Source organism: Arthrobacter sp. 10L430 (assembly GCF_056395245.1).
Window position 1 is genome coordinate 103,300 of record NZ_JBFTJD010000008.1, and the last position, 17,192, is coordinate 120,491.

Consider the following 17,192-nt stretch of genomic DNA (forward strand, 5'->3'; position numbering starts at 1 on the left):
AACTGTTAGTTCAGCAGTCCTCCCTGCCCTACAATTTCCAGTAACTAACACTTTGTTGTGCCCATCACACCGGCGCTCTGAGTGGGGCCAACGTTGTCCCTTCCATACGCACGATCAGGAGGAAGGACGTCTCCCATGACCCAAACTCTTCACAGCCCCAGCTGGTCCGAAGCGAACCAGCCGGACGCCGCCATGTCACCGTTTAAACGGTTTGCGGCGCTCCCCGAGGCAGCCGGGCTCTACAACCCGGAGCAGGAGAAGGACGCCTGCGGTCTTGCGATTATCGCCACCCTGCGCGGGGAGCCCGGCTACGACATCGTTGATGCCGCGCTCACGGCCCTGCGCAACCTTGAGCACCGCGGAGCCGTTGGCGCGGACGAGGGAACGGGTGACGGCGCCGGCCTGCTGATGCAGGTACCGGACGAGTTCTTCCGCGCCGTCACCGAATTCGAACTCCCGGCACCCGGGCAGTACGTCGTGGGCACGGCCTTCCTCCCTGCCGAGCAGCGCGAGGCCGATGCCGCCAAGGCAGGCATCGAAGGCCTCGCCGCCGACGAGGGCCTCACCGTCCTCGGCTGGCGCGAAGTGCCGATCGTGGCCGACCTGGTCGGTGCCATGGCCCGCGCCTGCATGCCGTACTTCTCGCAGCCGTTCTTCGCCTCCTCCACCGGCGAGCAGCTGGACCGCAACGAACTCGATTCCCGCGCCTGGCGGATCCGCAAGCGCGCCCAAAACAAGTTCGGCGTCTACTTCCCGTCGCTGTCCTCACGGACCATCGTCTACAAGGGCATGCTGACCACGGCTCAGCTGGAGCCGTTCTACCCGGACCTCTCCGACAAGCGCTTCAAGACCAAGCTCGCGATCGTCCACTCCCGCTTCTCCACCAACACCTTCCCGTCCTGGCCGCTCGCACAGCCGTTCCGCACCATCGCCCACAACGGTGAAATCAACACCGTCAAGGGCAACCGGAACTGGATGCGCGCCCGCCAGTCCCAGCTGGCCAACCCGCTGCTGGGGGATTCCCCGGAAGAACTGTTCCCGATCTGCACCCCCGGTGCCTCTGACTCGGCGTCCTTCGATGAGGTGGCGGAGCTGCTCTGGCTCTCCGGCCGCCCCATCACGCACTCGATCATGATGATGATCCCGGAGGCGTGGGAAAACCACGCCACCATGGATCCGGCACGCCGTGCGTTCTACGAGTACCACTCCCTGCTGATGGAGCCGTGGGACGGACCGGCCGCCGTGTCGTTCACCGACGGCAACCTCGTCGGGGCCACGCTGGACCGCAACGGACTGCGCCCCGGCCGCTACTGGATCACCGAGGACGGCCTGGTCGTCTTCGCCTCCGAGGTGGGCGTCATCGACGTCGAACCCTCCAAGGTGGTCAAGAAGGGCCGCGTTTCCCCCGGCAAGATGTTCCTGGTGGACACCGAAGCCGGCCGGATCATCGACGACGAAGAGGTCAAGGCCGAGGTCGCTGCGGCGAACCCCTGGGCCGAATGGGTCAAGGACAACCTGATCGACCTCAACGAGCTCCCCGAGCGCGAGCACGTGGTGCACACGGCCGCGTCCGTGAACATCCGCCAGCGGACCTTCGGCTACACCACCGAAGAGCTCAAGATCCTGCTCGGCCCGATGGCACGCACGGGTGCCGAGCCGCTGGGTGCCATGGGCTCCGATACGCCGGTTGCCGTCCTGTCCAAGCGCCCCCGGCTGCTGTTCGACTACTTTGTGCAGTCCTTCGCGCAGGTCACCAACCCGCCGCTGGACGCGATCCGTGAAGAGCTGGTCACGTCGCTGACGTGCGCCATCGGCCCCAACGGCAACCTGCTCGACACCAAGCAGGTCCGCCAGCCGCAGGTTTCGCTGCCGTTCCCGGTCATCAACAACGACCAGCTGGCGAAGATCGCCAACATCGAGAATGCCGACGGCGACAAGGTCGCCATGAAGGTCCGCGGCCTCTACCGCCCCGAAGGCGGCGAGAACGCCCTGCGTGCCCGGCTGACCGAGATCTGCGAGCAGGTTTCGGGCGCCATCAACCGCGGTGTGCAGTACGTGGTGCTGTCCGACCGTGACTCCAACGCCCAGTGGGCGCCCATTCCTTCGCTGCTGCTGGTCAGCGCCGTGCACCACCACCTGCTGCGCAGCGCCAACCGCACCAAGACGGCCCTCGTGGTCGAGGCCGGCGACGTCCGCGAGACGCACCACGTGGCAGTGCTCGTGGGCTACGGCGCCTCGGCCGTCAACCCGTACCTGGCCATGGAGTCCGTGGAGCAGCTCATCACAGCAGGCGACGTCGTTGGCGTCACCGCGCAGGATGGCGTCTACAACCTCATCAAGGGGCTCGGCAAGGGCGTCCTGAAGATCATGTCCAAGATGGGCATCTCCACCGTGGCCTCCTACACCGGTGCGCAGACCTTCGAAGCGCTCGGCCTGGGCCAGGAGCTCGTGGACGAATTTTTCTCCGGCACGCACTCCCAGCTGGGCGGCGTGGGCCTGGACGTCATCGCGGCCGAAGTGTCCGCACGGCACCAGATGGCCTACCCCGAGGGCGGCATTGAACAGCCGCACCGCCCGCTGCTTGGCGGCGGCGAATACCAGTGGCGCCGCGACGGCGAGCCGCACCTCTTCAACCCGGAGACGGTCTTCCGGCTGCAGCACGCCACGCGTGAGCGCCGCTACGACATCTTCAAGTCCTACACCAAGGGCGTGGACGACCAGTCCGAGAACCTGATGACCCTGCGCGGTCTCCTTAAGTTCAAGGACGGCGCCCGTCCCGCAGTGCCGCTCGAGGAAGTGGAGCCGGTCTCCAGCATCGTCAAGCGGTTCTCCACGGGTGCCATGAGCTACGGCTCCATCTCCAAGGAAGCCCACGAAACGCTCGCGATCGCGATGAACCGCCTGGGCGGCAAGTCCAACACCGGTGAAGGCGGCGAGGACGTGGACCGCCTGCTCGATCCCGAGCGCCGCTCCGCCGTCAAGCAGATCGCATCCGGCCGGTTCGGTGTCACGAGCCTGTACCTGACCAACGCCGACGACATCCAGATCAAGATGGCCCAGGGCGCCAAGCCCGGCGAAGGCGGCCAGCTGATGGCCCAGAAGGTCTACCCCTGGGTTGCCCGGACCCGCCACTCGACCCCCGGCGTCGGACTGATCTCCCCGCCCCCGCACCACGACATCTACTCCATCGAGGACCTCGCGCAGCTCATCTACGATGCCAAGCGCGCCAATCCTTCGGCCCGCGTGCACGTCAAGCTCGTCTCCGAGGTGGGCATCGGCACAGTTGCCGCCGGTGTGACGAAGGCGAAGGCCGACGTCGTGCTCGTTTCCGGACACGACGGCGGAACCGGCGCCTCGCCGCTGAACTCGCTCAAGCACGCCGGTGTCCCGTGGGAGCTGGGGCTCGCAGAGACCCAGCAGACGCTCATGCTCAACGGCCTGCGCGACCGCGTGGTGGTGCAGGTGGACGGCCAGCTCAAGACCGGCCGCGACGTCGTGATTGCTGCCCTGCTCGGCGGCGAGGAATTCGGCTTCGCCACGGCCCCGCTGGTGGTCGAAGGCTGCATCATGATGCGCGTCTGCCACCTGGACACGTGCCCGGTGGGCGTTGCCACGCAGAACCCCGAGCTGCGGGCCCGCTTCAGCGGCAAGCCCGAGTTCGTGGTCAACTTCTTCGAGTTCCTGGCAGAGGAAGTCCGCGAAATCCTCGCGGAACTCGGCTTCCGGAGCATCGAGGAAGCGATAGGCCACGCAGAAATGCTGGACACCCGCGAAGCGATCAACCACTGGAAGGCCGAGGGCCTGGACCTTGATCCGATCCTGCACGGGCTGGAGTTCGACGACGACGCCCCGCTGCGGAACCTGACCGGCCAGAACCACGAGCTGGACAAGCACTTCGACCAGCGGCTCATCGCCATGGCAGCGGAAGCGCTGAGCGACCGCGCCCCGGTGAAGATTGCCGTAAATGTCATCAACACCGACCGTTCGGTGGGCACCATGCTCGGCCACGTGGTCACCAAGACGTTCAGCACGGACGTACTGGCCACGGACACTATCGACATCACGCTGACGGGAACGGCCGGCCAGTCGCTGGGCGCCTTCCTGCCTGCCGGCATCACGCTGCGCATGTACGGCGATTCCAATGACTACGTCGGCAAGGGCCTCTCCGGCGGCCGGATCATCGTCCGCCCGGACCGCACCAACGTGTTCAATGCGGAGAGCAACGTGATCGCCGGAAACGTGATCGGCTACGGCGCCACGAGCGGCGAAATGTTCCTGCGCGGCCAGGTGGGCGAACGCTTCCTGGTCCGGAACTCCGGCGCCACGGCGGTAGTCGAGGGCATCGGCGACCACGGCTGCGAGTACATGACCGGCGGCCAGACGCTCATCATCGGACGGACCGGGCGCAACTTCGGCGCCGGCATGTCCGGCGGCACGGCCTACGTCCTGGACCTGCGGACCACCCGCGTGAACAAGCAGGCGCTGGAGTCCGGCGAGCTGCAGCTCCGCGACCTGGACGCCGAGGACCGCGACATCGTGCACGGCCTCCTCGTCAAGCACGTCGAGGAAACCGACTCGCAGCTCGCGGCGCGCCTGCTCGAGAACTTCGATGACACCGCTGCCCGCATTACCAAGGTGCTGCCGCGCGACTACGCGGCCGTGCTGCAAACCCGTCTTGACGCCATCGAAGAGGGCCTGGACCCCGACGGCGAAGAAGTTTGGTCTCGAATCCTGGAGGTGACCGGTGGCTGACCCACGCGGATTTCTGAAAGTACGCCAGCGTGAAACCCAGCCACGCCGCCCCGTTCCCGTCCGCATCATGGACTGGAAGGAAGTCTATGAGGCCCAGGAAAAGGGTGTCCTCAAGAGCCAGGCCGGCCGCTGCATGGACTGCGGCGTGCCGTTCTGCCACCAGGGCTGCCCGCTCGGGAACCTGATCCCCGAGTGGAACGACCTCATGTGGCGGGACAAGGGCGAGGAAGCGATTGAGCGGCTGCACGCCACCAACAATTTCCCCGAGTTCACCGGCCGCCTGTGCCCGGCTCCCTGCGAGGCGTCCTGCGTGCTGGGTATCAACCAGCCTGCCGTGACCATCAAGCAGGTGGAGGTTTCCATCATCGATGAGGCCTTCGACAACGGCTGGGTCAACCCGCTGCCTCCCACACGCCTCACCGGCAAGACGGTCGCCGTCGTCGGCTCCGGCCCGGCAGGGCTGGCGGTTGCCCAGCAGCTGACCCGCGTGGGCCACACCGTGGCAGTCTACGAACGCGACGACAAGATCGGGGGACTGCTGCGCTACGGCATTCCCGATTTCAAGATGGAAAAAGAGCAGGTGGACCGCCGGCTTGAGCAGATGAAGGCTGAAGGCACCCGCTTCCGTACCGGCGTCGCCGTCGGCACGGACGTGACGTGGGAGCAGCTGCGCCGCCGTTACGACTCAGTGGTCATTGCCACCGGCGCCACCGTGCCGCGCGACCTGAACATCCCGGGCCGCGAGCTTGACGGTGTTCACTTCGCGATGGACTACCTCGTGCCGGCCAACCGCGTAGTGGCGGGGGAGTCGGTGGAAAACCAGATCCACGCCAAGGGCAAGCATGTGGTGATCCTCGGCGGCGGTGACACCGGCGCTGACTGCCTCGGTACCGCGCACCGCCACGGCGCGGCATCGGTGACCACCCTGGCCATCGGCAAGCAGCCCCCCGCGGAACGGGCGGGCCATCAGCCCTGGCCGACTTTTCCCACGCTTTTCGAAGTTGCCAGCGCCCACGAAGAAGGCGGTGAGCGCACGTACCTCGCCTCCACCGTGGAATTTGTCGGCGAAAACGGCAAGCTGACCGGCGTCAAGGTCGCCGAAACCGAGTTCGTTGACGGCAAGCGGCTGCCCAAGGCCGGCACCGAGCGGATTATCCCCGCAGACCTGGTGTTCCTCTCCCTGGGCTTCACCGGTGCCGAGCCTGCCGGCATCACCGAGCAGGTCAGCGCTGACTTCGACGGCCGCGGCAACGTGTCCCGCGACGGCTACTACATGACCAACACCGAGGGCGTGTTCGTGGCCGGCGATGCCGGACGCGGCCAGTCGCTCATTGTGTGGGCCATCGCCGAAGGCCGTGCCTGCGCAGCCGCGGTGGACAAGTTCCTGATGGGGAGCACAATCCTTCCGGCTCCCGTGGCCCCGACGGACCGCGCCATCGCCGTCCTCTAGCGATGCCTCGGAGGTGAAAGTTCACCTCCACGACAACTTAACCAATGCAAGAGACCAATAGGGTAGGTATATGAGACGCGCAAAGATTGTGGCCACATTCGGACCGGCGATTGCCAGCTATGAAAACACCCTCGCGGTGCTGGAAGCCGGCGTTGACGTAGCCCGGATGAACATGAGCCACGGCGATTACTCCGTGCATGACAACACCTACGAGAACGTCCGTAAGGCTGCGGCTGATCTCGGCAAGGCCGTTGCCATCATGGCCGACCTCCAGGGACCGAAGATCCGTCTCGGCCGCTTTGTGGACGGCCCCCATGAGCTGGCTGTCGGTGATATCTTCACGATCACCACCGAGGACGTGCCCGGCACCAAGGACATCTGCTCCACCACGCTGAAGAGCCTCACCGAGGACGTCAACGTGGGCGACGCGCTGCTGATCGATGACGGCAAGGTCGCGCTGCGCGCCATCGAAGTGGACAACGTCAAGGTTGTCGCCCAGGTGACCGTGGGCGGCATGGTGTCCAACAACAAGGGCATCAACCTGCCGGGCGTTGCCGTCAACGTCCCCGCGCTGAGCGTGAAGGACGAGGACGACCTGCGCTGGGCGATGCGCCGCGGCGTGGACATGGTTGCCCTGTCCTTCGTGCGTGACGCCACGGACATCAAGCGCGTCCACGAGATCATGGACGAAGAAGGCCGCCGCGTTCCGGTGATCGCCAAGATCGAGAAGCCGCAGGCCGTGGAGCAGCTCCACGAAATCATCGACGCGTTCGACGCCATCATGGTGGCCCGTGGCGACCTCGGTGTGGAGCTTCCGCTGGAGGAAGTGCCGATCGTTCAGAAGCGCGCCATCGAACTGGCACGCCGCTGGGCCAAGCCGGTCATCGTGGCCACGCAGGTCCTCGAGTCGATGATCGACAACCCGCGCCCCACCCGCGCTGAGGCTTCGGACTGCGCCAACGCAGTGCTCGACGGCGCCGACGCGGTCATGCTGTCCGGCGAGACCAGTGTGGGCAAGTACCCGATCGAGACGGTCAAGGTCATGGCCCGGATCATCGAGTCCACCGAGGAGCACGGCCTGGAGCGCGTCCCCCCGCTGGGCACCAAGCCCAAGACCCGCGGTGGCGCCATCACCCGTGCCGCCGTCGAAATCGCCGACCAGCTGGACGCCAAGTACATCTGTACTTTCACCCAGTCCGGTGATTCCGCACGGCGCCTGTCCCGCCTCCGCCCGATCAAGCCGGTCTTCGCGTTCACTCCGGTGGAGCACGTGTGGAACCAGCTGGCGCTGACCTGGGGCATCCAGCCGGTGCTGGTGGCCATGGTGGGCCACACGGATGAAATGACGGCACAGGTTGACCGCAGCCTGCTGGACATGGAGCTCGTGGAAGATGGTGACCTTGTGGTCATCGCTGCCGGTTCCCCTCCCGGAAAGGCCGGTTCCACCAACTCGCTGAAGGTCCACAAGGTTGGCGACCTCGCCGACACCTCACGCCTGGGCGAGGGGACGACCAACCGCGAGAAGCTCGGCCCCTGGCCGGAAAAGAAGAAGAAGAGCTAGTTCCAGGTCCTGCTGGGTAGCTGAGACCAAAAGGGAGGGTCCCCGCCGTTGGGCGCGGACCCTCCCTTTTTCGTTGAGAACGAAAAGGTTCTTCTGGGAACAAAAGGAGGGTCCCTGCCGATTGGCGGGGACCCTCCTTGGTTGCTTGGTCTCGGTGTTAGTTGACCTGGTTGATGATGGTCTCGGCCACTTCGCGCATGCTCAGGCGGCGGTCCATGGAGGTTTTCTGGATCCAGCGGAAGGCTTCCGGCTCCGTCAGGCCCATCTTGGTGGTGAGAAGGCTCTTGGCGCGCTCCACGAGCTTGCGGGTGGCAAACTGCTCCTGGAGGTCCGTGACCTCGTTTTCGAGGGCCTTGATCTCCTCGTGGCGGGAGAGGGCGATCTCCAGGGCGGGGATGAGGTCGGCCGGCGTGAAGGGCTTGACCACGTAAGCCATAGCGCCGGCGTCGCGGGCGCGCTCCACGAGTTCCTTCTGGCTGAAGGCGGTCAGCAGCACCACGGGGGCGATGCGAGCCTTGACGATCTTCTCGGCCGCGGTGATGCCGTCCATGACGGGCATCTTGACGTCCATGAGGACGAGGTCGGGCTTGAGCTCCTCGGCCAGCTGCACGGCCTTCTCGCCGTTGTCGGCCTCGCCAATGACGTCGTAGCCCTCGCCGCGCAGGATCTCGATGATGTCCAGGCGGATGAGGGTTTCGTCTTCGGCGACAATTACGCGGCGCGCCGGCTGGGACGTGGTGTTTGACTCCGTCGGTTCTGACACGGGATCTCCTTGAAAAGGTACGGCGGGAACATGACTATCTTAGTTGCGCCCGGGTTTGTACTTGGATCTGCATGGCTTGTTGCGGCGGCACTGGCGCGATTCTGGAATTCAGCCTATCTGCATGTAGAGTAAATCCGCGCACTGGAAGTGGCTGCGTTGCTCACAACACGTTGTGAGCCTACGATTGTTACTCCGTGTACTCCGCGCCCGAGTGGCGGAATTGGCAGACGCGCCGCACTCAAAATGCGGTATCGAAAGGTGTGTGGGTTCGAGTCCCACCTCGGGCACGTGTTTTCCCTGTTCAGGGGCTTGTGGGCCTCTGGGTGTGCACAAACTGTTCACTGATAGGCCCCTTCGGGGGCCCTTTTTTGTTGGTGGCCGTTCCTGTGGCCGGATGCCTCCTTGCCTACTTGGTCGATGTTTCGGTGCGTGTTACCTCTTCATCGTCGTTCACGGAGTGGGCTACATGACCGGTTCCCGCTGTGGAAGTTTCCTCTGCCTTGCAGTCGCTTTCCCCGTGGGTCTTCATGTCATGGTCGGGACCTGCTCGCGTACAGCACGCCTTCCCGGGCGTCCTGGCCTGCTCGGAGGTCTGGCCCGCGTTCATCCTGTGAATTGCTTTCACGCGGTCATCCACGGCGTCCGCTTGCTGCCTTCTTTTGTTGGGGCCGGCAGGGGTGTCTGTCAGATGTGTGCGTCGTTCTGGTAACGGAGTCAGCGCTGGGTTTGAGGGTCCGGAGTGCAGCTTGGGGAACCGGGAGCGGTTCAAAGTTTCGTGAGGAAATAAGTGACGGAGGAGCGCCGAACGGAATTTTGGTTCGTGAGCGGCGCGTGGCGCCCTGGTTGCGTGGAGGACCTGCCCAGCGATGATGGGAATCAGAATGACAAACAGCGAAGTTGCTTTTGGTGGTTCATGGATGCGGGGGAGTGGTGCGGCATGATCAGATGGAAATCGATGACGCCGTGGAGGGTGGCCTGCGGCAGTCGCTGATGATTGCCTTACGTATCGCCGAACCCTGGCCCGCCGCCGCCAGGAATCTCAAAGGGGCCAGGAACACCCGGCCGCCCAGGCAGCACGGGAAGCCCAGACACGCCTCGCTGCGGACCGCAGCGCCGCACACGCAGTCCTGGCTCCGGTGGAGAAGGAGCAATGATGGGACAAGGCCCAGCCCCATGACATCGCAACGGCACATGTCGTCGCCGAAGGCTGGAAGGACCACGACCCGGCTGCGCTGGCAGCCTCGGAGAATATCCGTACCGAACTCCTTGCCCGGTACAGGATCGACACCCACGACGTCGGTCCGGATGCCGCCTACCCGGAGTCAGGGGTTCAGGCCTTCAGCACCGAGAAAGCCCGTCGGGCCGGAACCGACGTAGCCATCCCATCAGGCAACGCTGGTGAGCCGGCGGGACAAGGCCAGGACGACCACCAAGCCCAGCTTGCCCAGGCCAGCGCGTGGGCCGCTAAGCACGAGCCCGAGTTCTTTGCCAGCTGGAAGCAGGGCAGCGACTTCGCTGACACCGTGGAATCCCAACTCTCCGACGAAAGGGATCTTGTCCGGCGCTGGGAAACCGCGATCGGCGTCAGGTTGGGTTGTGCTTCAAATGAACGGGTCTATTTGGAGCATGGGCAAGGGCGGGCAGCTGCCCCGGGCTTGCGACGATGTTTAGCCGGCGATTTCATGAGTTTGGCCGACTAGGGGCGTGTTAAACGCAAGGTGCTTCTGAGCTGGGAAAATAGTGTTGTTGACGCACCAATCTCACAGGCAGAAAGAAGCACCTCGGTTCTCCACGCGAAAGGTCTGGCCCGAGGACGATGGGGTCCATTCGCCGTTGATGAACGGTTCGGTCTTCAGCCCTGCCGGAATCTGGGCGAGGATCCCGCCGATCAGCTGCTTGAGCTGAAACTGCAGAAGCCCGCCTGGTCCGGTCGGGCCCCAGCGAGGCTGGTTGAGGCGGGGCCGACACTGCGGGCGAAGCGGCGTGCCGCTGCTGGTGGTCAGCCGTTCGGTCCTTATCCGCTACTTGGAAAGTTCGTCAGAGTCGAACAGCCGGCTGATCAGCTGGCCGAGGTGGGACCAGTGCTCGCCCGACATTGCGGCCGCGGCCTGGGCATCGCCCGCTTCACAGGCGCTGACGAGTTCTTCGTGGTGGTTGATGGTTTCTTCGCCGCCAAGAAGTCCCGAAAACTTGCGGTACAGGATGCGGTGCAACTGCGGATGCAACTGTTCGATGATGCGGGCGATGACTGGATTGCCCGCCGCTTCGATGATCACGTGGTGGAAGGCATCGTCTGCGGCCAGGGCCTCCGGGACATCCTGGCTTTTCACGGCCTGGGCGAACTTCTTGTTGGCCTCACGCATGGACTCGAAGTCACGTTTCGTCAGTCGGGGAACCGCAGCCTGCATGGCCAGGGAGTCCAGCGCCCTGAGGACTGCAAGATTTGCTGCGACATCATCATGGTTGAGGGTGGCGACCCTGGTGTAAACCCCGGGCTTGGACTCGACAAGCCCACTGTCGGCCAGCCGGGTCAGCGCTTCCCGGACAGGAGTCCGGCTGAGCCCCAGCATTTCCGCGAGGTCGCCGTCCTTGATCTTTTCACCGGGAGCCAGCTCGCCGCGAACAATGGCGTCCCTCAGCCGCTCGTAGGCTGCATCGCTCATTTTCGGGCGGTCAACAGTACTCATGCGGGCTAGTGGCATATTGCATACTGTACTCTGGGCCGTCCGCACCGAGTGCTGTCCGCACTACTGAGTCAGCGAGGATACGGGCAGGGTCCACGAAAGGTACGGTGATGTCCTCCGGTGCCAGGCCCGCGGGGACCTCCGTGCATCCCCCGATAATCGCCTCTGCGCCGGCATCGACAAGCTCTCGGGCAGCCGTGGCGAGCTGCGACTTTACCGACTGGCCAATCTTTCCGCCCTTAATGCCTCGAATGGAAGCCATAACCAGCTGTTCCTGGGAATCAGGCCCTGGGGACAGGACCTGAATCCCTTTGTGATCCAGCCAGGCCTGGTAGAGGCCGGCTTTTTGCGTGCCGGTGGTCGAGAGCAGCCCCACACGTCGAATGGCGGGCTTTAGCCGATGAACATAGTTCGCCGTTTCCTCGATCATGTGGATGATTGGGATGTCCACCTCTGTTTGCACTGCGGCGAGGAAGGCGTGCGCGGTGTTGCAGGGGACGGCGAGCATCCCGGCTCCGGACTGCCGCAGCATCTTGGCGCCGGCGATCATCGCCGGCGTGGGATCCGCCCCGTGGGTGAGGAGGGCTTCAGTCCTGTCGGGAATGCTCGGATCCGACCAGATGAGCACCTGGAGGTGCTCCTGGTCCACTGCGGCCGGAGTTGCTTGAATCAGCTTGAGAAAAAAATCTGCGGTGGCCGCAGGACCCATGCCCCCGAGGATGCCGACCACCCTGCGACTTTCCGCACGGGCAACCGTGCGGTGTACTCCTGGCAGGGGCCACCTAGCCCAGGTGTTGCTAACCGGTGCGGTTCCAGCGGTTTGCATCTTCTTCATGAAACGTACTTTCCTCGGGAAAAGGGGAAGATCTTCAATATATTGCATTCTGCATATCAGGGGAAGAGCTTATGGGATGCCGAGGTTGGTTGTTTTGGATCTGGTGCGTCCTGCTAGGCCTTGCGGTGCTGCTTCGCTTCTTTCACGAGTTCGGTCAGCCAGGGCCGGTGCCCCTTGTGGAAAATCATTCCCTCGGGCAGGCCCTGGACCGTGGGCACCGAATTGGCGATGTCGATCGTGATCCGGCCTCCGGCCATGGGCGCGTTGGTGATGTGCAGGTCGCCGTAGGACTCCGGGAGAACGGGATCCATCCAAAAGCCGCCGCGGGAAACATGCGTGTCGTACCGCATCAACGTCGTCACGAGCTGGATCGGCGTTGTGGCTGCCCAAGCCTGTGGCGAACACGCCGTCGGGTAGGGGACAGGCTCGGCGAACTGGTCCCGGCTGAAGCCACAGAACAGCTCCGGCAGCCGGCCGTCGGAATATTCAGCGGCTTCCAGGATCGCTGTGGAGATGCGCTGCGCCTCCGCCACAAACCCGTAGCGCATCAGGCCTGCCGCAATGACTGCGTTGTCGTGCGGCCAGACCGAGCCGTTGTGGTAGCTCGCGGGGTTGTAGGCGCCCATGTCGCTGGCCAACGTACGCACGCCCCAGCCGCTGAACATCTCCGGCGACATGAGGTGTTCAGCCACCTGCGGCGCCTTGTCCTCATCCACCAGGCCCACCCACAGGCAGTGGCCCATGTTGGACGCGCACGCATCGACCTGCCGCTTCTTGCCGTCCAGGGCGATGGCGTAATACCCCCGGTCAGGGATCCAGAACTGCTCGTTGAACCGCTTCTTCAATAGCTTCGCGCGGTCGGCGAGTTCATCACCTAAAGGCGCGTCGCCGGCGTCGTACGCAATCCAGGCGCGAGCCATGTAGGCGTCGTAGACATACGCCTGCACTTCGCAGAGCGCGATAGGGGGCTTGGCCAGCCGGCCATTGGCGAAGTTAATGCCGTCCCAGGAGTCCTTCCAGCCCTGATTGATGAGCCCCCGCGGGTTGAGTCGCTCATACTCGACGAACCCGTCACCGTCCCTGTCGCCATAGTCGCGGATCCAGTCCAGCGCACGGTCCGCATGCGGCAGCAGTGCAGCGATGGTTTCCTTGCCGAAGCCCCAGCGGCTCACCGATCCAAGTACCGTCACGAAAAGCGGGGTGGCGTCGATGCTGCCGTAGTAGACGGACTTGCCGCCAAGCGCCAGCCCACTGGAAACGTCCAGCCTGACCTCGTGCAGGATCTTGCCCGGTTCCTCCTCGCTCATCTGGTCAACCACACTGCCCTGGCGGTCGGCCAGCGTTTGCAGCGTTCCCAAGGCCAGGGAGGGATCTACCGGCATTGCCATCTCAGACGCCCACAGCGAGTCCCGGCCGAAGAGCGTCATGAACCATGGCGCACCGGCAGCCACGACAATCCGCTCCGTATGGTTGGGGTCCTCGATGCGGAGCGCGCCCAGGTCGTCGTAGCTGCGCCGCAGGGTCCGTTCGATGGAGTGGTTGGCCATGTGCAGCTTGGGAATCTTAGCCACCCACTCCTGCCGGCGCCGGTCCCGGGGGGACAGTTTCTCACCGTCACTATGGATGAACGACGGCGGGGGAGGACTCGCTGCCTCGGCGCTCGGCACCGCGGTGAGCACCGTACTCCACTGGCTGTGCGGCGCGAGGGACACACGGTAGCTCAGGGCGTCCTGGGCGACGTCGGCTCCGGGAGCCTGGACCAGCAGCCCCTTATGGAGATCCTGCCAGACAGCCCGGATGGTCAAAGTATCACCGTCCACTTCCCGGGTTTCTTCCCAGCGCCCCTGGATCCGGGCCTCCTTGACCTCGAAAAGGTCCGCGAAATCCGCCTCCGCCCGGACGGAAATCGTGCATTCGGCCGGATCAGGGGAGTAGTTGCGAATAGTGACCTGCTCCTGAATGCCTGCCCCCACTTCGCGCAACCGCTCCACAATCAGCGGGCTGTCAGCATACCCATCAGAACGGGTGACGCGGCAAGCAAAAAGCGCGCGGTACGGTTCCTTCGTCTCCGCGGCCAGCGGTTCCAGCGACTGGCCATTAACGGTCAAGCTCCAGCGGGACAGAATGCGCGTGTCCTGGAAGAAAACTCCGTGCGGATATTCAGGATGGATGTCCCCGTTCGGCAGGGAGATGCAAAAAGACGTGCCCTCCACCAGGGTGATCGTCCCGGCCCCGACAGGTCCGGCAGCAGTGTCAGCGTTCCATCCAGCCATCCCGGCCCCTTCAAAGAAACCGACGCCACCGGGCGTGGACCTTCTGGGCCAGGCCGCCGCCGTCCCCACAGACGGTACTCTTGCTCGATCCCGGAGGCCAGAGCAACTGAAAACAGAATCTATTGACGAGGTGGTGTGGTTGGGCCAACAGGCAGGGACGTGCCGAATTGACGATCGAACCGACCAGGTCCTTAGCCGGGGCTGCCCGCGGGAACGGGCGGGACTTACCGCTTTCCTCGGCGATGAGCCAAGAGCTCTAGTTCCCGCGCAACAGCTTCGATCGCGTCGGCTCGCGTGGCCAGCCTGCTCTTCTCTAAGCGTCTGGGTCCGAACAGATTGGACGTGGGCGACCGACGAGAAGACTCTAGGGGGCGGTAGGAGCGCACTGCTCGCCCCCCGGGCAGCGAATCCGAGAGAGGGTCGTGGAAGACCACCGCCGCCGCTATCGGTGAGGGGGCGCCGGCCGGGGACGGCTGGGGGCTGACCCGATCGCGGCTGTGGGAATACCGCGTGTTGGTTCGGTCATTGGAACGCGCCCAATTGAACATTGACAGCGAGGAGGACGGCGCCCAGGGCAAGGATTCCGGCGGAGATCTGTAATGGGACGTTGCCTTCGAACTTCCTCCGGCGGAACTCACGTCTCGCGGACCATGGCAGTTGCGAGGCTGCGCTTGAGCTGGTGACGAGCCCTGCTGCGATGAGCAAGATCAGACTGAGCATTGCGCCGCCCCCAGGCCTGACGTTCCGCAGAGGCCTCCGGACCGACTTATTCCCACAGTCTGCCTAGTGGGAGTAGACATTGCCCGAAACCAGCAGGTCGTAGTCATCCTCGATATGGAAGAGGCGACGGTCTCCGATCTGGTCTGTCACCCAAATCGTTTGACCATCCTCGGTCCGCTCATCGATGGAACCCTTGTAGCATTCGACGCCCTGCCGGCAAAGAGTGATGACGTCTCCGCGCTGAAGGGACGTCCACATGGATACACGACGGCTCTGTCGCATTGTTGTGTGCCTTTCTGTAAATTGCCCCGGTGGCGGGGCCTCTGCCTCGCCATCCTTGGCTTCGGGAGGACGGTATGTCGTCTGGGGCGGCCACCGGTGGAAAAACTTCCACGCCAAGCCTATCGTCGATTGTTGACAATTGCTAGGATGAAACCCGTGCCTTCCAATGACGGCAGGCACTTACGTACAGGGCGCGGCCCAAGAAGGAGCAACTATGGTCAAGGCGACCGTCATGAGCGATGCGACAACAGCAAACCCGGGGGAGCACAAGTCCAAGGAAACTTCAATCACCCAAGGGCAGACCGAGGTGTCCCTCCGTCTTTGGGCCAGGGACGACTTCAGGACGGGCATTTGGGAGGTAACGCCGGGAACGTTCAAGAGCACCCGGCCCGGCTACGACGAGATCTGCCAGATTCTGAGCGGCACCGCCACCATCACGGAGCCGGATGGCACCAGCTTCGATATCGGCCCGGGTTCCCTGTTCGTCACGCCCGCTGGCTGGGAGGGCAGCTGGACTATCCACGAAACGCTCCGCAAGATGTGGGTTGTTAAGGACCTCCCGGCAACGACCGACTAGTCCGGTAAAACGCGAAAGCGAGTAGGGCCGGCTTGGCGAATTTCAGTTCTTCTCGCAACGTTCACGGCTAGTCGCCGAGCCTAGCCTGAAGGAGCCCCGGGCGACAGTGAACTGCTGCCCGGGGCTCCTTCCCGTCTCGGAAGCTAAGCACGATGACCTCGACGGGTAACAGTTCGACGACGCTAGAGCCGAATGGCTTTGCGGGAAGCGAGTCGCGGGTAGCCCCCTCGAAGTCCTCAAGTCCTGCTCTATGACGACGCTGCTGGGGAACATTCTTAAGCGGTGACTTCGTTCCCTTCCCTTGTGGCGGTCAGATCCTCAACGGCCTGCTGCATGTGCTGTTTGATGGCTTTGTGGAGTCCTGCCCTGTTGCCTGCCTCAAGCAGATCCAGAAGGTTCTGATGTTCCTGGACAAGGACGTCTATCCGAGGGTAGGCGACGGCCAGGTTCAGAATGCACATCCTCGATTCGGCCGCCAGGGTCTCGTAGATCCGGATCAGTCGAGTGTTGCCTGCTCCGGCCACGAAGGAGGTATGGAATTGCATATCCAGCCGTGCAATCGCCTGCCAGTCCGACACTGCAACCTGCTTCGCCATGTCGCTGATGATGGCCTTTAAGGCCCGGCAAGTGTCTTCAACCTGTTCCTGGCCGGCATCCAGCAGTACGTCTGCTGCGGTTGATTCAACAGCCTGGCGGACCGCATAGATCTCACTGACGTCCTCGGCTGAAAGCTCCAGAACGAACACTCCCCGGTTGCGGTGGCTGACGAGGATCCCTTCCTGGGACAGCCGTTGTAACGCCTCACGGACAGGGCCCCTGGATGTGCGTAGCTGGGATGCCAGGACAGATTCATTGATCTGCTCGCCAGGACGGAAGATCCCCTGGACAATTTGTTCCCGCAGCTGATCGGCGATCAGCTGTGCCGTGGGTCTTCCCTCCAGTACAAACAATCCTTCCGGTGCCGCCATTGCTGTTCCCTCACTTCACTCTTGGGTCGATTGCATTTCTTAGACAGTATTGGATTCGTGAATCCTTGGAGACCCCATCGGGCACGACGCCTTGCCAGACTTACCCTTCTTGGGGCGGTCGCCCTATTTGCTCTTGAAGCGTCGGGGCCGCAGGAACTTGAAGCCCTCAAATGAGCGCTTGCCCAGGGCTTCGTTGGCGGCGATTTCGCCGTACCCGGTGGCCATTTTGAAGCCTTGGCCGGAGAAGCCGGTGGCGCAGTAGATTTTGCTGTTTTCCCTGAGGTGGCCGAGCAGAGGGTTCCCATCCGAGGTGTAGAGGTCCGGAAA

The 17,192-nt window shown here is 63.8% G+C and carries 10 protein-coding genes, 1 tRNA gene and 1 pseudogene; 5 read left to right on the forward strand and 7 right to left on the reverse strand.

Annotated features, from left to right (window positions below; all coding sequences use genetic code 11):
• The first annotated feature begins 135 nt into the window (after window positions 1-135).
• From gltB to pyk, 3 genes are all read left to right on the forward strand, one after another.
• Window positions 136-4,752, forward strand: coding sequence for a glutamate synthase large subunit (gene gltB, locus AC1DDG_RS10445; protein WP_476876025.1), 4,617 nt, complete (start codon window positions 136-138; stop codon window positions 4,750-4,752).
• Complete coding sequence (locus tag AC1DDG_RS10450) at window positions 4,745-6,202, forward strand: glutamate synthase subunit beta (RefSeq protein WP_476876026.1); 1,458 nt, start codon at window positions 4,745-4,747, stop codon at window positions 6,200-6,202. The genes gltB and AC1DDG_RS10450 overlap by 8 nt, the downstream gene beginning before the upstream one ends.
• Window positions 6,203-6,272: 70 nt before the next feature.
• Window positions 6,273-7,763 (forward strand): pyruvate kinase, encoded by a 1,491-nt coding sequence (gene pyk, locus AC1DDG_RS10455; RefSeq protein WP_230116645.1) that lies wholly within the window; start codon window positions 6,273-6,275, stop codon window positions 7,761-7,763.
• Between the two features lie 157 nt (window positions 7,764-7,920).
• Here pyk and AC1DDG_RS10460 read toward each other — a convergent pair whose 3' ends face one another.
• Complete coding sequence (locus AC1DDG_RS10460) at window positions 7,921-8,526, reverse strand: ANTAR domain-containing response regulator (protein ID WP_056625858.1); 606 nt, start codon at window positions 8,524-8,526, stop codon at window positions 7,921-7,923.
• 205 nt (window positions 8,527-8,731) lie between these two features.
• Between AC1DDG_RS10460 and AC1DDG_RS10465 the strand changes: the two genes are divergently transcribed.
• A tRNA-Leu gene (locus tag AC1DDG_RS10465) sits at window positions 8,732-8,813 on the forward strand.
• A 1,734-nt stretch (window positions 8,814-10,547) separates the two neighbouring features.
• Here AC1DDG_RS10465 and AC1DDG_RS10470 read toward each other — a convergent pair.
• The 4 genes from AC1DDG_RS10470 to AC1DDG_RS10485 form a co-directional block, all read right to left on the reverse strand.
• Window positions 10,548-11,228, reverse strand: coding sequence for a GntR family transcriptional regulator (locus AC1DDG_RS10470; RefSeq protein WP_476876027.1), 681 nt, complete (start codon window positions 11,226-11,228; stop codon window positions 10,548-10,550).
• Window positions 11,200-11,940 (reverse strand): cysteate racemase, encoded by a 741-nt coding sequence (cuyB, locus tag AC1DDG_RS10475; protein WP_476876028.1) that lies wholly within the window; start codon window positions 11,938-11,940, stop codon window positions 11,200-11,202. The genes AC1DDG_RS10470 and cuyB overlap by 29 nt, the downstream gene beginning before the upstream one ends.
• 218 nt (window positions 11,941-12,158) lie before the next feature.
• The gene (locus AC1DDG_RS10480) at window positions 12,159-14,318 is read right to left on the reverse strand and encodes an amylo-alpha-1,6-glucosidase (RefSeq protein WP_476876029.1); all 2,160 of its coding nucleotides are present in this window, start codon (window positions 14,316-14,318) and stop codon (window positions 12,159-12,161) included.
• A gap of 783 nt (window positions 14,319-15,101) precedes the next feature.
• Window positions 15,102-15,320, reverse strand: coding sequence for a hypothetical protein (locus AC1DDG_RS10485; RefSeq protein ID WP_476876030.1), 219 nt, complete (start codon window positions 15,318-15,320; stop codon window positions 15,102-15,104).
• Window positions 15,321-15,534: 214 nt separating this feature from the next.
• Here AC1DDG_RS10485 and AC1DDG_RS10490 point away from each other — a divergent pair, with 214 nt between their 5' ends.
• Window positions 15,535-15,897 carry a cupin domain-containing protein gene (locus AC1DDG_RS10490; RefSeq protein WP_476876031.1) on the forward strand — a complete coding sequence of 121 codons (363 nt, stop codon included), beginning with the start codon at window positions 15,535-15,537 and terminating at the stop codon, window positions 15,895-15,897.
• A 275-nt stretch (window positions 15,898-16,172) separates the two neighbouring features.
• Here AC1DDG_RS10490 and AC1DDG_RS10495 read toward each other — a convergent pair whose 3' ends face one another.
• Window positions 16,173-16,865 carry a GntR family transcriptional regulator gene (locus AC1DDG_RS10495; protein WP_476876032.1) on the reverse strand — a complete coding sequence of 231 codons (693 nt, stop codon included), beginning with the start codon at window positions 16,863-16,865 and terminating at the stop codon, window positions 16,173-16,175.
• Window positions 16,866-16,988: 123 nt separating this feature from the next.
• Window positions 16,989-17,192 (reverse strand): annotated as a pseudogene (locus AC1DDG_RS10500) (N-methyl-L-tryptophan oxidase); the annotation flags it as partial.

What these genes read in the sequence shown, in the direction of transcription:
- gltB (WP_476876025.1), top strand. Translation starts at nt 136, where the DNA reads ATGACCCAAACTCTTCACAGCCCCAGCTGGTCCGAAGCGAACCAGCCG.
- AC1DDG_RS10470 (WP_476876027.1), bottom strand. Translation starts at nt 11,228, where the DNA reads ATGCCACTAGCCCGCATGAGTACTGTTGACCGCCCGAAAATGAGCGAT.
- pyk (WP_230116645.1), top strand. Translation starts at nt 6,273, where the DNA reads ATGAGACGCGCAAAGATTGTGGCCACATTCGGACCGGCGATTGCCAGC.
- AC1DDG_RS10480 (WP_476876029.1), bottom strand. Translation starts at nt 14,318, where the DNA reads ATGGCTGGATGGAACGCTGACACTGCTGCCGGACCTGTCGGGGCCGGG.
- AC1DDG_RS10485 (WP_476876030.1), bottom strand. Translation starts at nt 15,320, where the DNA reads ATGCGACAGAGCCGTCGTGTATCCATGTGGACGTCCCTTCAGCGCGGA.
- AC1DDG_RS10495 (WP_476876032.1), bottom strand. Translation starts at nt 16,865, where the DNA reads ATGGCGGCACCGGAAGGATTGTTTGTACTGGAGGGAAGACCCACGGCA.
- AC1DDG_RS10490 (WP_476876031.1), top strand. Translation starts at nt 15,535, where the DNA reads ATGGTCAAGGCGACCGTCATGAGCGATGCGACAACAGCAAACCCGGGG.